At 65.1% G+C, this 14,221-nt stretch carries 11 protein-coding genes and 1 pseudogene; 4 read left to right on the plus strand and 8 right to left on the minus strand.

Annotated features, from left to right (window positions below):
• Positions 1–81: 81 nt before the first annotated feature.
• Positions 82–864: an SIMPL domain-containing protein gene (locus U5L98_RS13335; protein ID WP_322558756.1), complete on the plus strand. Its 783-nt coding sequence runs from the start codon at positions 82–84 to the stop codon at positions 862–864.
• Here U5L98_RS13335 and serS read toward each other — a convergent pair.
• Entirely contained in the window at positions 854–2,131 is a 1,278-nt protein-coding gene (serS, locus tag U5L98_RS13340; RefSeq protein ID WP_322558757.1) for a serine--tRNA ligase, read from the minus strand. The two genes, U5L98_RS13335 and serS, sit on opposite strands and share 11 nt — an antisense overlap.
• 209 nt (positions 2,132–2,340) lie before the next feature.
• Here serS and U5L98_RS13345 point away from each other — a divergent pair, with 209 nt between their 5' ends.
• The 3 genes from U5L98_RS13345 to U5L98_RS13355 all read left to right on the plus strand — a co-directional run bounded on the left by U5L98_RS13345 (position 2,341) and on the right by U5L98_RS13355 (position 7,869).
• Positions 2,341–5,511, plus strand: a complete 3,171-nt coding sequence (locus tag U5L98_RS13345) for an FAD-binding and (Fe-S)-binding domain-containing protein (RefSeq protein ID WP_322558758.1) — start codon at positions 2,341–2,343, stop codon at positions 5,509–5,511.
• 70 nt (positions 5,512–5,581) lie between these two features.
• Positions 5,582–5,782, plus strand: coding sequence for a DUF2905 domain-containing protein (locus tag U5L98_RS13350; RefSeq protein ID WP_322558759.1), 201 nt, complete (start codon positions 5,582–5,584; stop codon positions 5,780–5,782).
• Positions 5,783–5,799: 17 nt separating this feature from the next.
• Positions 5,800–7,869 (plus strand): TonB-dependent receptor, encoded by a 2,070-nt coding sequence (locus U5L98_RS13355; RefSeq protein ID WP_322558760.1) that lies wholly within the window; start codon positions 5,800–5,802, stop codon positions 7,867–7,869.
• A 72-nt stretch (positions 7,870–7,941) separates the two neighbouring features.
• Here the strand turns inward: U5L98_RS13355 and trpC are convergent, their stop codons facing one another.
• From trpC to rpe, 7 genes and pseudogenes are all read right to left on the minus strand, one after another.
• Positions 7,942–8,748, minus strand: coding sequence for an indole-3-glycerol phosphate synthase TrpC (gene trpC / locus U5L98_RS13360; protein ID WP_322558761.1), 807 nt, complete (start codon positions 8,746–8,748; stop codon positions 7,942–7,944).
• Between the two features lie 8 nt (positions 8,749–8,756).
• Entirely contained in the window at positions 8,757–9,776 is a 1,020-nt protein-coding gene (gene trpD, locus U5L98_RS13365; protein WP_322558762.1) for an anthranilate phosphoribosyltransferase, read from the minus strand.
• Between the two features lie 30 nt (positions 9,777–9,806).
• On the minus strand, positions 9,807–10,391 hold the full coding sequence (locus tag U5L98_RS13370) for an aminodeoxychorismate/anthranilate synthase component II (RefSeq protein WP_322558763.1): 585 nt from the start codon (positions 10,389–10,391) through the stop codon (positions 9,807–9,809).
• A 69-nt stretch (positions 10,392–10,460) separates the two neighbouring features.
• The gene (trpE, locus tag U5L98_RS13375) at positions 10,461–11,954 is read right to left on the minus strand and encodes an anthranilate synthase component I (RefSeq protein WP_322558968.1); all 1,494 of its coding nucleotides are present in this window, start codon (positions 11,952–11,954) and stop codon (positions 10,461–10,463) included.
• A 249-nt stretch (positions 11,955–12,203) separates the two neighbouring features.
• Positions 12,204–12,992, minus strand: a complete 789-nt coding sequence (gph, locus tag U5L98_RS13380) for a phosphoglycolate phosphatase (RefSeq protein ID WP_322558969.1) — start codon at positions 12,990–12,992, stop codon at positions 12,204–12,206.
• Positions 12,993–13,046: 54 nt separating this feature from the next.
• Positions 13,047–13,277: pseudogene (locus U5L98_RS13385) on the minus strand (GIY-YIG nuclease family protein); the annotation flags it as partial.
• 8 nt (positions 13,278–13,285) lie between these two features.
• Positions 13,286–13,984, minus strand: a complete 699-nt coding sequence (gene rpe, locus U5L98_RS13390; protein ID WP_322558764.1) for a ribulose-phosphate 3-epimerase — start codon at positions 13,982–13,984, stop codon at positions 13,286–13,288.
• Between the last annotated feature and the right edge of the window lie 237 nt (positions 13,985–14,221).

The following is a 14,221-nucleotide window of genomic DNA, read 5'->3' on the forward strand; positions in this document are numbered from 1 at the left end:
CGGGCAATTGCAAAGCACGGGAACCATCACCTGCCCACGGCCTCGAAGCCGAGGTGTGCACTACCCAACAAGGAGAGAACCATGCCGATTCCCCGCCCGTTCCGCCCCTTGCTCGTGCCGGCCATTGCCGCGCTGGTGATCGCGGGATCCCCGCCGATGCTGTCCAACGCCCTCGCCGCAGAGATGCCAAGCCGCCTGGAGGTCCAGGCCGAGGCCGAACTGCACGTGGTGCCGGATCGCGCCACCCTCAGTGCTCAACTGTGGGAACACACGCCAGCCATCGCCCAGCGCAAGGAGTCCGCGAACGACCCGGATGCCTTGCGCGAGGCCCGCGACAGGCTAGAAGCCCGTGCCGCCAGCCTGATTCGCGCTCTGGAAGAGATGGGGCTGGAGCGCGAGGCGATCCATGCCGGCTCGCTGAACGTGCAACTCGAGCACCTGCCGGGCGAACGGCGCGCCGAAGGCGAGCAAGAAACGCTGATACGCACCCGGCTCCAGCGCCCCGTTCGCCTCCAGCTCGATGACCTCGAGCAACTACCAAGGCTGCTCGATGCCCTGACGGAAGCCGGCGTGGATGCATTGGACGGCGTGAGCTATGACCTTTCCGACCGCGACGCCGCTACCGACGAGGCGCTGATCAAGGCGCTGGAGAAGGCCCGCCACAAGGCCAGTCTGATGGCCGAGACACTGGATATCGAGTTGGGGGAGGTGATCACCGTGAGCGAGACCCGGTCGCCGATCTTCCAGCCGCGAATGATGGCCATGAGCGCCGATGCCCGGGAGAGCGCACCCCGGGCCGAATACCGCCCCGGCACCATTAGTATCGAGGCGGGCGTCAGCGTCAGTTGGGCAATCAGGCGTTAATGTTTTCGACCCCACCCATATAAGACCGCAGCGCCTCGGGTACGGTGATCGAGCCGTCCTCATTCTGGAAGTTCTCCAGCACGGCCACCAGACAACGGCCCACTGCCAGGCCAGAGCCGTTGAGGGTATGCAGCAGTTGCGGCTTCTTCAGCTCGGGATGGCGGAAGCGCGCCTGCATGCGTCGCGCCTGGAAGTCCTCGCAGTTGGAGACCGAGGAGATCTCCCGGTAGGTATCCTGGCTGGGCAGCCACACCTCGAGGTCATAGGTCTTGGCCGCGCCGAAGCCCATGTCCCCGGTACACAGGTTCACCACCCGATAGGGCAGCTCCAGCGCCTGAAGGATTGCCTCGGCGTGGCCGCGCATCTCCTCCAGTGCCGCATAACTGGTTTCCGGCGCTACCAACTGCACCATCTCGACCTTGTCGAACTGGTGCTGGCGGATCATGCCGCGGGTGTCGCGACCATGAGAGCCGGCCTCACTGCGAAAGCATGGCGTGTGGGCAGTGAGCCTCATCGGCAGCGCCTTGGCGTCGATGATCTCGTCCCTGGCGAAATTGGTCAGCGGCACTTCGGAAGTGGGAATCAGGTGATAGCTGCGTTCATCGTCCAGTCTGAACAGGTCCTCGCCGAACTTGGGCAACTGGCCGGTACCGCGTAACGAGGCCTCGTTGACCATATAGGGGACATAACACTCCTCGTAGCCGTGCTCGAGGGTCTGCTTGTCGAGCATGAACTGCGCGAGCGCCCGGTGCAGCCGAGCGATGGGGCCGCGCATCACCGCGAAACGCGCTCCGGTCAGCTTCACGGCCAGGTCGAAATCCAGGTCGCCTTTCAGCTCGCCGAGGTCGACGTGATCGCGAACCTTAAAATCGAACTCGCGCGGCGTTCCCCAGCGGTGCAGCTCGACGTTGTCACTCTCGTCCTCACCCTCGGGAACGCTCTCGTGGGGCAGGTTGGGAATGCCGCTGACCGCATCGTCCCATTCGGCCTGTACCTCGGCCAGGCGCACCTTGGCGGCATCCAGGCGCTCGCCCAGATCGCTCACCTCGTCGAGCAGCGGTTGGATATCCTCGCCCCCCGCCTTGGCCTTGCCGATCGCCTTGGAGCGAGTGTTGCGCTCGTTCTGCAGCGACTCGGTCTCGGCCTGCAGCTCACGGCGCCGGGACTCGAGCGCCGAGAGGCGGTCGATGTCCAGGATAAAGCCCCGCTTTGCGAGTCGTTGGGCGACCGTTTCAAGGTCGCTGCGCAGCAGTTTGGGATCGAGCATGGAATCCGGTCCGTTGCAGTCGGTGGTTGGGGTATCGGCCGCGGAGAAACGGCGGTGATCACAGGCCGCCCATTGTAGGCAAAAGGCCGCAGGGGCGCCACGCACGCCCGGCGCCGGGATGCGCGTACCGCCCTGTCAGGGTAAAGTAGGGCCATCCTCTCTTCCCCGCCCGGCCTTGCCGTGGTGGCGCCAAGACTGAACACGACACCATGATCGCACGACTGGACACCGCCGATTCGCGCCGCATCGAGGGCCTCGACGCTCGCTACCTGCGCTTCCTCGACGCCCTTGAGGCCGCCGGCTTTGCGGGCGAGATCGCCCCGGACTATGCCGCCCGCACGGTACTGGCGACCGACAACTCCATCTACCAGCGGCTGCCACAGGCAGTGCTCTATCCTCGGCATGCGCGGGATCTCGAGTGCATCGCCCGGCTGGCCGGCCGCGACGAGCACCGCCGCGTGGTGCTCACTCCCCGCGGCGGCGGCACCGGCACCAACGGTCAGTCGCTCACCGACGGCCTGGTGGTGGATGTCTCCCGGCACATGAACCGGATTCTCGACATCGACGTGGAGAATCGCCGGGTGCGGGTCCAGGCCGGGGTGGTCAAGGACCAGCTCAACGCCGCGCTCAAGCCTCACGGCCTGTTCTTCGCACCGGACCTCTCCACCTCCAACCGCGCCACCATCGGCGGCATGATCTCGACCGATGCCAGCGGCCAGGGCAGCTGCGAGTACGGCAAGACCCGCGACCATGTGCTCGAGCTAGAGACCCTATTGCTGGGCGGCGAGCGCCTTACCGGCTATCCAGTCGACGAAAAGGCGCTGGAGACGCTGTGCGCGCGCGGCGATGTCACCGGACGTGCCTATCGCACCGCACGGGAGGTCATCGACACCCAGAGCGAGCTGATAAGGGCCAAGTTCCCGCCACTCAACCGCTGTCTGACCGGCTACGACTTGGCACATCTGAGAGATTCGGATAACTGCCTGGACATCAACAGCCTGCTGTGCGGCTCTGAGGGCACGCTGGGCCTGCTCGATGAGGCGGTGCTCAACGTGCTGCCGATCCCCAAGCATTCGACCCTGGTCAACGTGCGCTACGCCGGCTTCATGGACGCCCTGAGAGACGCCAAGGCCCTGAAGGGGAGTTCCGCCAGACCCACTTCCATCGAAACGGTGGACGACACCGTATTGATGCTGGCCATGGAGGACTTCGTCTGGGACAGCGTGGCGGAATTCTTTCCTTCGGGGGAGACACCGGTTCGCGGCATCAACCTGGTCGAGTTCAACGACGACGACCCCGAACGGCTTGCCGAGCGCGTCGCGGCCTTCTGCCACCACCTGGAAGCCGACGCTAGCGTCGTGCGCCTCGGCTATACGCTGGCCGAGGGCCGTGAGCAGATTCAGCGAGTCTACGGGATGCGCAAGCGCGCCGTGGGGCTGCTGGGCAACGCCAAGGGCGAGAAGCGCCCGATTGCTTTCGTCGAGGATACCGCCGTCCCGCCGGAGCACCTGGCCGACTTCATTGCCGAGTTCCGCGCCGCCCTGGACGCCCGGGACCTCGAGTACGGGATGTTCGGCCATGTAGATGCCGGGGTGCTGCACGTGCGCCCGGCCATCGACATGAAGGACCCCGACCAGGCGCGGCTGATTCGCGAGGTCTCCGACGAGGTGGTCGAGCTGACGCAGAAGTACCACGGCCTGCTGTGGGGCGAGCACGGCAAGGGGGTGCGTTCCGAGTACGCACCGACGTTCTTCGGCGAACTCTACCCCAGCTTGCAGCGTATCAAGGCCGCTTTCGATCCCCATAACCAGCTCAACCCCGGGAAGATTGCGACTCCCTTCACGTCCTTCGACGCCGCAGAGACTGCTCCTGCCCAACCCGCCACTAGCGACGTCACTCAGGAAGAAACCGTCAGGCTGGTGGACCCGGGTTTGCTGACCATCGACGGCGTGCAGACTCGAGGCCAGCTCGACCGCACCATCGACGAACGGGTGTGGCAGGCACATGCCGCCACCGTTTACTGCAATGGCAACGGCGCCTGCTACAACTACGATCCCGATGACGCCATGTGCCCCTCCTGGAAGGCCACGCGCGACCGCATCCACTCACCCAAGGGGCGCGCCAGCCTGATTCGCGAGTGGCTGCGCCTGCAGGGCGAGGCCGGTATCGACCTGGTCGAGGAGTCGAGGAAGAAGAAGGCCGAGGGCGCCTGGGGCTTCATCAAGGACTTCCCCGTGCGGCTCAGAAACACCCTGGCCAGACGGCGCGGCGAGGCGGACTTCTCGCACCAGGTATACGACGCCATGGCCGGGTGCCTGGCCTGCAAGTCATGCGCCGGCCAGTGCCCGGTGAAGGTCAACGTGCCGGACTCGCGCTCGCGCTTCCTGGAGGTCTACCATGGCCGCTACCTGCGCCCGCCACGCGACTACCTGATCGGCAGCCTGGAGTTCATGGTGCCGACTCTCTCTCGGGTGGCACCGCTCTACAACGCCGCCCTGGGCAACCGACTCGTCGACCGCTTACTGTCCGGCCCCATCGGCATGGTCGACAGTCCACGGCTCTCCCGTGCCAGCCTGAAGAAGCAACTGGCGGCCTGGGGCGTAGCGGAGGCGACGCCGACGTCGCTCGGCCTGCTCACAGAGACGCAGAAGGCGCGCAGCGTAGTGCTCGTCCAGGACGCCTTCACCAGCTATTTCGAAGCGAAGCTGGTGATGGATATCGTCGAGCTGCTCTCACGCCTGGACGTACGGGTGTTCGTGGCGCCCTACTCGCCCAACGGCAAGCCGCTCGATGTCCAGGGCTTCCTGGGCGCCTTCGAACGCACCGCCGAGAAGCAGGCCCGACGCCTCAAGACCCTTGCCGAGTTCGGCGTGCCCCTTGTCGGCATCGACCCGGCCATGACCCTGGCCTATCGCCAGGAGTACGTGAAGGCGCTGGGGCCGGACGCCGTGCCCGAGGTGCTGATGCTGCAGGAGTGGCTGGTGGCTCAGTCTCCAGCCCTGGCCTTGCGGCTGGCACCCAATGGCCTGAGCGTCGGCGACCCGGGCTATCGGCTGCTCTCCCACTGCACCGAGAAGACCAACGCCCCGGGGAGTCCCAAGGCATGGCAGCAGGTGTTTGGCGCCTTCGGCCTGAAGCTTGAACTGGTCAGCACCGGCTGCTGCGGCATGTCGGGCACCTACGGCCATGAGGCACGCAACCGCGAGACTTCGAAGACCATCTACGCTCAGTCGTGGCAGCCGGTGGTGGAGGATGACGCCAACGCCGGCAGGCTGCTGGCAACAGGTTACTCCTGCCGCAGCCAGGCGAAACGGTTCTCCGACGTCACGTTGCCCCACCCGCTGCAAGCCCTGCTGATGGTGCTCAAGCAGAGCCGCTAGCCTCTGCCCGCCCGCCGGCTATGCCCGCGGGCATCCCACCTTCCGCCCATCGCGAAAGGAGGCAATACCCATGAACCGCGCTCTGATCCTCATCGGACTGCTGATCGTTGCCATCGGGCTCCTCTGGCCTTGGCTCTCGCGACTGCCCCTGGGCCAACTGCCCGGTGACATCGTGATCCGCCGCGAGAACGTCTCGATCTTCTTTCCCATCACCACCATGATTCTGGCCAGCCTCTTGCTGTCGGGGCTACTCTGGCTACTGAACCGCTAGCCGCCTTCGGAGCCGTCATGCCTGGGTCTCGCCTCTCCCTCCTGCTGATCCTGACCCTTGGTGCAGCACCATCGACAGCAGCAGACCTGGAAGCACCCGTCGACACGGCAACACAGCCCCTGCCCACCATCATAGTGAGCGCCCCGCGGCTCGCCCGAGACCTCTACAATACCCCGGCCGCTGTCACGGCCGTGACCCGGGAGGAGATCCAGCAGGGCGAACAAGGCGTTCGACTGGATGAGGCCCTGGACAGGGTACCCGGGATCTTCCTGCAGAACCGCGACAACTTCGCCCAGGGTCAGCGCATCTCCAGCCGCGGCTTCGGCGCCCGGGGCACCTTCGGTATCCGCGGCCTGCATATCCGGGTCGACGCTATCCCCTATACCCTGCCCGACGGCCAGGCCCAGATCGATGCCGTGGACCTGGACAGCGCCGAGCGCATCGAGGTGATACGCGGTCCTTCGTCGGTGCTCTACGGCAATGCCGCAGGTGGCGTAATCGACATCACCACCGGCGACGGTAGCGAGATGCTGCGCTCTCCTTTCCTCAAGCTACAGGGCGGCAGCGACGACTTTCGCAAGCTCTCGTTACGCCATGGCGGCGAAACCGGCAACTGGGTGCACAGCGTGAGTGTCTCGGCACTGGATTTCGACGGCTACCGCGAACAGAGCGAGGTGGAGAAGCGGCTGCTCAATGCGCGAGTCGGTTACCGCCTGGACGACAACCGGACCCTGTCGGCACTGGTCAACATTCTCGACATGCCTACCGCCGAGGATCCCAGTGCCCTGACCCTCGAGGAGGTCAGAGAGAATCGACGCCAGGCCCGCGCTGTGGCAATCCCGCTGGATTCGCGGCAAAGCGTGGAACAGCAGCTGGTCGGGTTGCACTACGAAGACCTCGACGCCATGGGCGGCGAAATCAATATCCGTGGCTTCGCCAGCCGCCGGGATTTCAAACAGCAACTGCCGTTCCCGGGCAGCAGCCTGATCGACTATGAGCGCAACTACTACGGCGGCGGCGCCGACTACACCGGGGCACTCACAGTAGGTGAAATGCCGCTACGCTATGTCACAGGCATCGACCTGGCGCGCCAGGAAGACGATCGTGGTCGGCGTTCAGTGAATCCCCAGGGTGAGGTGACTGGCATCACCGGCGATGAACTGCAGAATGCCACCTCGGCGGGTGTCTTTCTGCAGTCAGAGCTGGGGCTCACCGAGAAACTGGAGCTAAGCGCCGGCGTCCGCCACGACCAGGTGCGCATGGACATCAACGACCGCTTCTTCGCCGACAACCAGGACGACAGCGGCGAGCGCACCTTTCGTGAATGGACCGGCAGCCTGGGGCTGAGCTACCGCTTCCGGCCCGACCATCAGGTCTATGCCACGGTAGGCAACGCCTTCGAGACGCCGACCTTCACCGAGTTCGCCCGCCCCGATGGCCGCGGCGGCTTCAACCCCGAGATCGATCCCCAGAAGGCGCTGAACCGTGAGGTCGGACTACGCGGCATCTTCGGCAATGGCCTGGGCTACGAGTTGGTGGCCTTCTCGGTGGATGTCGATGATGAGCTGATAGGTTTCGAGGCGACCGACGGCAGGACCTATTACAAGAATGCCGGCAAGACTTCCCGAGACGGTATCGAGCTGGGACTGGACTGGAGCTTCTCGCTGGCCTGGCGCTGGACCAGCGCCTTGACGCTGACCGACTACCACTTCGACCGGTTCGATGACGGCGAACACGACTTCGCCGGCAATCGTCTGCCGGGGCAGCCGCGACAGGTCTGGCACAATGGCCTGACCTGGTACGGTAGCGGTGACCGTTTCGTCACCCTCCAGGCCCAGTACACCGGCAACTATTATGCCGACAACGCCAACGAAGTGAAGATCGACGACCACTGGCTATTCAACCTCAAGGGCGGCGACAGCTGGCGCCTCGGCGACGGCGATACTCGGCTGGGCGCCAACTTGGGGATCCGCAATCTGCTGGACGAGGAGTATTACGAGAACGTGCGCATCAACGCCTTCGGAGGACGCTATTACGAACCCGCCGCCGGACGCACCTACTTCGCCGGTCTCGAGATGAGCTTCTAACCCTACGCCAACTTCGTGCAGCGACAAGGGGCAGCCATTGGCTGCCCCCTGTCGAGTTAGGATAACGAGAACTCAGAAAAACAACCGCCTGAGCGCCTGGCCGGGGTCGGCCTCGCGCATAAAGGCCTCGCCGACGAGGAAGGCGTTGATGTCATGCTCGCGCATGCGCAGCACGTCATCGCGGGTATGGATGCCGGACTCGGTAACCACGGTTACATCGGGGGGAATGCGCGGCAGAAGTTCCAGGGTGGTCTCGAGGCGGGTGTCGAAGGTATGCAGGTCGCGATTGTTGATCCCGACCAGAGCGAGGTCGAGCTTGAGCGCCCGCTCGAGCTCCAGGGCATCGTGCACCTCCACCAGCACGTCCATGCCCAGTTCAACGGCCTGGCGGTGCAGATCGGCCATGCGGTCGTCGTCCAGGGCGGCGACGATCAGCAGGATGCAGTCGGCACCGAGGGCGCGTGCCTCACTGACCTGGTAGCCGTGAGTGATGAAGTCCTTGCGGATCACGGGAAGCATACAGGCCTCCCGGGCCTCGATCAGGTAGTCCTCGTGGCCCTGGAAGAAGTCGGCATCGGTGAGAACCGAGAGGCAGGCCGCCCCGCCCTCGGCGTAGCTCGCGGCAAGCTCCCCGGGGCGGAAGTCCTCGCGGATCACGCCCTTGGAGGGCGAGGCCTTCTTGATCTCGGCGATCACCGCCGGATCACCGGCCTGTATGACGTGGCCTAGCGCGGCGACGAAGCCCCGCGGGTCGGACTGCTCTGCGGCCAGGCGCAGCAACTCCTGCTCGGAGACGATACGGCGCCGCTCGGCGACCTCTTCCTCCTTGCGGGACAGGATGCGCTCGAGGATGGTGGGCAAGGATCGGCTATCGGTCATGTTGGCCCTCACTGGCTGAACACGCGGGTGAAGTTGGCGAGTTCCCTGAGCTTCTCGAGCGGGAGCTTCGAGGCCTGGGCGTCCTGGGCCATGGCCACGCCCTCGGCGAGGCTGTCGGACACCCCCGAGACGTAGAGAGCGGCACCGGCATTCAGGCCGACGATGTCCGCCGCCGGCCCTTCGCCCACCAGGGCCTGCTCGACCAGTCGCAGGCTGTCCTCGGCGGTCTTCACCCGCAGCGGATCGAGGGACTGGCGTTCGATACCGAAGGTCTCAGGGGTGATGGTGTACTCGCGGATCTCGCCGTCCCTGAGTTCGGCGACCAGTGTCGGCTGCGCCAGCGAAATCTCGTCGAGACCGTCCTCGGCATGTACCACCAGCACGTGCTCGCTGCCCAGGCGCCGCAGCACCTCGGCCATCAGTGGTACCAGCTCGGGGGCATAGACTCCCAGCACCAGATTGGGGGCGCCGGCGGGGTTGGTCAGCGGCCCCAGGATATTGAACAGGGTACGCACCCCCATCTCCCGACGCGGGCCCACCGCATAGCGCATCGCCGGGTGGTGGTTGGGGGCGAACATGAAGCCCACACCCACCTGTTCGATGCAACGGCCCACCTGCTCGGCATCCAGGTTCAGATTGATCCCCGCCACGGCGAATAGATCGGCACTGCCCGATGACGAAGAAACGCCGCGATTGCCGTGCTTGGCGACATGGGCGCCGCCCGCGGCGACCACGAAGCTGGCGGCCGTGGAGACGTTGAAGAGGTTGGCGCCATCGCCACCGGTGCCGACGATGTCGACCACGTTGTCGGCCTGCAGCCGAACCGGATTCATCAATTCACGCATCACCTGGGCCGCGGCACTGATCTCCTCGGCAGTCTCGCCCTTCATGGCCATGCCCACCAGGAAAGCAGCGATCTGGGAATCGCTGGCCTCGCCGGTCATGATCTGGCGCATCACCTCATGGGTCTCGGCGAAATTCAGGTTCTCACGGCGCATCACCGCACCGATGGCCTCTCGCATCTGCATGACATTGCTCTCCTCTGGCATGGGCACGGCTCAGCGACGTTTCAGGAAGTTGGCCAGCAGCTCATGGCCCTGGCGGGTCAGGATCGACTCGGGGTGGAACTGCACCCCCTCGACATCCAGCTCACGATGGCGCAGCCCCATGATCAGCCCCGGGGTGACATCATCGTCGTCGCACCAGGCGGTGACCTCGAGGCAGTCGGGCAGGCTATCGCGCTCCACCACCAGCGAATGGTAGCGCGTCACCTCCAGCGGGTCCTCGAGGTTCTCGAAGACCCCCTGGCCGAGGTGACGAATCCGCGAGGTCTTGCCGTGCATCACCTGGGGGGCGCGGACCACCTTGCCGCCGTATACCTGACCGATGGCCTGGTGACCCAGGCAGACCCCCAGCACAGGAATCCGACCGGCGAAGCGACGGATCGCTGCCATGGAAATCCCGGCCTGGTCAGGCGTACAGGGCCCCGGCGATATCACCAGATGGCTCGGGGCCAGCGCCTCGATCTCCTCCAGGCTGATGGCGTCGTTACGGTGGGTCACCACCTCGGCGCCAAGCTCCCCCAGGTACTGCACCACGTTGAAGGTGAAGCTGTCGTAGTTGTCGATCATGCAGACTTTCATGGTCGTTCTCTCCCGCCGCGGGGCGCTCGCCCGGCCAAGGCCAGACGCAGGGCATTCAGGGGTGGCGTATCACTCGAGGTTGTCGAGGCCGCGCTCGGCCATGGCCACGGCACGAAAGATGGCGCGGCCCTTGTTGAGCGTTTCCTGCCACTCCAGCTCGGGCACGGAGTCGGCCACCACACCGCCCCCGGCCTGGACATGGAGCTCACCGTCCTTGATCACCGCGGTGCGGATGGCGATGGCGGTGTCCATGTTGCCGTGCCAGGACAGGTAGCCCACCGCACCGGAGTAGACACCGCGCTTGACCGGCTCCACCTCGTCGATGATCTCCAGGGCGCGAATCTTGGGCGCGCCGGACACCGTGCCCGCCGGGAAGGTGGCGCGCAGCACGTCCATGGCAGAAAGGCCCGACTTGAGGCGTCCAACGACGTTGGAGACGATGTGCATGACGTGAGAGTAACGCTCGACCACCATCCGGTCGGTCACCCTCACCGAGCCGGTCTCGCTGATGCGTCCCACGTCGTTGCGCCCCAGATCGATCAGCATCAGATGCTCGGCGAGCTCCTTGGGATCGGCCAGCAGGTCGGCCTCCAGGGCCCGATCCTCCTCCTCGCTGTGGCCGCGCTTGCGGGTGCCGGCGATGGGTCGCACCGTGACCTCGCCGTCCTCCAGCCGCGTGAGGATCTCCGGCGAGGAACCCGCTACCTGATGATCACCCAGGTTCAGGTAGAACATGTAGGGCGAGGGGTTGAGACTGCGCAGGGCCCGGTAGAGGTCCAACGGCGGTGCCTGGTAGGGAATCGACATGCGCTGGGAGGGAACGCACTGCATGACGTCACCGGCCAGCACATACTCCTTGATTGTCTCTACCGCCGCCTTGAAGCCCTCTTCGGTGAACCCCGAGGTAAAGTGCCCCTCCTCTACCGCGGCGCGCCCGGTGCCGGGACTGATGGTATTGAGGGTGGCACTGCGCAGGCGAATCTCCAGGGCTTCCAGGCGCTCCAATGCGCCGGCGTAGGCGCCGGCCTCGGCTGGATCGGCGTGGGTCCACAGGGTCAGGCGGCCGGAGAGATTATCGAACACCACCAGGTCGTTGCAGACCATCAGCAGGATATCCGGCACGCCTAGCGGGTCAGGCTTTACGGCGGCTTCGCTCCGCAGGCGCGGCTCGATATAGCGGATGGTGTCGTAGCCGAAGTAGCCCACCAAGCCGCCGTCGAAGCGCGGCTGGTCATCGAGGCGCGGCACCTTGAAACGGGCCTGGAACTGCTCGATCCACTCGAGCGGATCCTCCACCTCACCGGCGCCCTGGAGATCGTCGTCGACGATATGACTGACGGTAAAGCCACGGATCTCGATACGTTCGCGACAGGGCAGCCCGATGATCGAGTAGCGCCCCCACTTCTCGCCGCCCTGCACGGACTCCAGCAGGAAGGTCCAGGGAGCGTCGGCCAGCTTGAGGTAGGTGGAGAGCGGCGTGTCGAGATCGGCCAGCACTTCGCGGGTAACCGGAATGCGGTTGTAACCGGCGTCGGCCAGCTCGTGGAAACGTTCGGGAGTCATCATGCCCGGATCCTCGATGTGACGGGTTGGCGATGGCAGGCGCAGGAGCGCAGCGGGTCAGGCTCGCGAGGCGAGCATCACCATCGCCAGCCGCAGCGGGCAGGCGAACAGGGCAGACATCGTATGGCGCCATCGGCGGTCGAGAGGGTTTCCGGCTTCGTGCGGCTGATCATCGAGGGGTTTCCGCGTCTTGTCTTATAGCAATAACGTATTGATTGGGCCGCGCTTATAGCATTAGCCGAAATCACGTTAAACGAGTTCCGCCAGCGATTCAACCACGCCATCCGGGGCGCTGTCGCGCACCGACTCGCCGTGATTGTAGCCGTAGGGCACAGCCAGGGTTCGAAACCCTGCGGCGCGACCGGCCTCGATGTCATGGCGCGAGTCACCGACCATCAGGCAGGCCGGGGGGGAGACCTCGAAATGAGCCGCAACATGCCATAGCGGGGCCGGGTCGGGCTTCTTCTCGGGCAGGCTGTCGCCTCCCAGCCAGAGGCCGAAATGCTTGGCCAGACCCACGCCCTCCAGCAACGGGGAGATAAAGGCGTAAGGCTTGTTGGTCACCAGCGCCAGCGGAAGCCCACGGTCGCGCAGGGCGTCCAGCGCTTCCCGCACCCCGGGGTAGAGCCGGGTATGGGCGCCGGGGGCGCGACCATAGTGCGCCAGAAAAGCGGCATGGGCGCGCTCCAGCAGGGCGCTGTCGATATCCGGCGAGGCGCTGGGGACTGATCGTAGAGGGGGTCCTATGCCAGGGATGGCATCGGTAGCGCCCAGGGAGGGGTTCACAGCGCCCCCTCGGAGATCAGTCGCCAGATCAGCCTCGCCGCAGCTGGCGAGGACCGCGTGTCGCAGGGCGCGCTCCATCAACACCCATGAGCCGTTGCCCACCCAGTCGCGCACTCTGGCCTCGCCCGCGGCGGGCAGACCCAGCTCAGCCAGGGCCGCGTCGACCGCCAAGGCCAGGTCCGGTACCGAGTCGATCAGGGTGCCATCCAGGTCGAAGGTAACCAACTCGATACCGTCAAGAATGGGATGCATGCTCACTCCTTGCCCGACCAGCCTGTCCTCCAGCCAGGCCCGCTTGCGTGCGGCGGAAAGCCGCTTGATCTCGGCCTCGCGGCGCAACGCCTCGCTACGGCTGCCTACAGGCTCCTGGTGGCAAAGCACCAGCGGCCCCTTGCCACGCAGCGCCTTGGCCCCCCGGCCGGCACGATGCTCGGCCAGGCGGCGGGCCACGTCGGTGGTAATCCCTGTATAAAGCGCACCGCCGGCCGTCTCAACCAGGTAGAGATGCCATAGGGTGGCCGTAACCGTCTCTGCCAAGGGGCGACCTATACCCTGGCCAGCTGGTCGCGAAAGTCGCGGATCACGCTATCGTAGCGATGCGGGTCGGCCTCGTTGCGCGCCTTGAACACCGCCGAGCCGGCCACGAAGGTGTCGGCGCCGGCTTGGGCGATCTCGGCGATGTTGTCGACCTTTACTCCGCCATCGATCTCCAGACGGATCGGGCGCCCCGAGGCATCGATGCGCCGCCGGGCCTCGCGCAGCTTATCCAGCGTGCCGGGCAGGAAAGACTGCCCACCGAAGCCTGGGTTGACGCTCATCAGCAGGATCATGTCGACCTTGTCCATCACGTAGTCGAGGAAGGAGAGCGGCGTGGCCGGGTTGAAGACCAGACCGGCCTGGCAGCCAGAGTCACGGATCAGCTGCAGCGAACGGTCGATATGGTCGGAGGCCTCCGGGTGAAAGGTAATATAGCTGGCCCCCGCGTCGATGAAATCGCCGATCAGCCGGTCCACCGGCTTGACCATCAGATGGGCGTCGATGGGTGCGCTCACCCCGTGCTTGCGCAGAGCCTCGCAGACCATCGGCCCGATCGTGAGGTTGGGCACGTAATGGTTGTCCATCACGTCGAAATGGACGATATCCGCGCCGGAGGCCAGGACATCATCCACCTCCGCACCCAGCCGGGCGAAATCAGCAGACAAGATGGAGGGCGCCAAAAGAAAATTCGGACGGGATTCGTTCATGCCGGGCGATTCCTGTGAATTACTGAACTGGAACGGCATTTTAGCAGCTCAAAGAGCAACACTGGCAGAGCTTGCAAAAATCCAGGCGATACTCCAATACTGAGATCCGCCAGAAATAAAACAAGTCAAAAAAGGAAAAGTCATGTCTCAGCATCGAACGTCGCCATCGCGGGGGGTTGATACTCGCCCCGTGAAATCTCCCACCAGGCATGTGTTGGCCGGAATTCTGAGCGCTAC

The organism is Halomonas sp., from assembly GCF_034520545.1.
Taxonomy (GTDB): domain Bacteria; phylum Pseudomonadota; class Gammaproteobacteria; order Pseudomonadales; family Halomonadaceae; genus Halomonas.

Bases quoted from the DNA above. Each gene is read 5' to 3' on its own strand.
- U5L98_RS13345 (WP_322558758.1), top strand. From the start codon at position 2,341: ATGATCGCACGACTGGACACCGCCGATTCGCGCCGCATCGAGGGCCTC.
- U5L98_RS13355 (WP_322558760.1), top strand. From the start codon at position 5,800: ATGCCTGGGTCTCGCCTCTCCCTCCTGCTGATCCTGACCCTTGGTGCA.
- trpE (WP_322558968.1), bottom strand. From the start codon at position 11,954: ATGACTCCCGAACGTTTCCACGAGCTGGCCGACGCCGGTTACAACCGC.
- trpD (WP_322558762.1), bottom strand. From the start codon at position 9,776: ATGCAGATGCGAGAGGCCATCGGTGCGGTGATGCGCCGTGAGAACCTG.
- U5L98_RS13370 (WP_322558763.1), bottom strand. From the start codon at position 10,391: ATGAAAGTCTGCATGATCGACAACTACGACAGCTTCACCTTCAACGTG.
- rpe (WP_322558764.1), bottom strand. From the start codon at position 13,984: ATGAACGAATCCCGTCCGAATTTTCTTTTGGCGCCCTCCATCTTGTCT.
- gph (WP_322558969.1), bottom strand. From the start codon at position 12,992: ATGCATCCCATTCTTGACGGTATCGAGTTGGTTACCTTCGACCTGGAT.
- trpC (WP_322558761.1), bottom strand. From the start codon at position 8,748: ATGACCGATAGCCGATCCTTGCCCACCATCCTCGAGCGCATCCTGTCC.
- serS (WP_322558757.1), bottom strand. From the start codon at position 2,131: ATGCTCGATCCCAAACTGCTGCGCAGCGACCTTGAAACGGTCGCCCAA.
- U5L98_RS13350 (WP_322558759.1), top strand. From the start codon at position 5,582: ATGAACCGCGCTCTGATCCTCATCGGACTGCTGATCGTTGCCATCGGG.
- U5L98_RS13335 (WP_322558756.1), top strand. From the start codon at position 82: ATGCCGATTCCCCGCCCGTTCCGCCCCTTGCTCGTGCCGGCCATTGCC.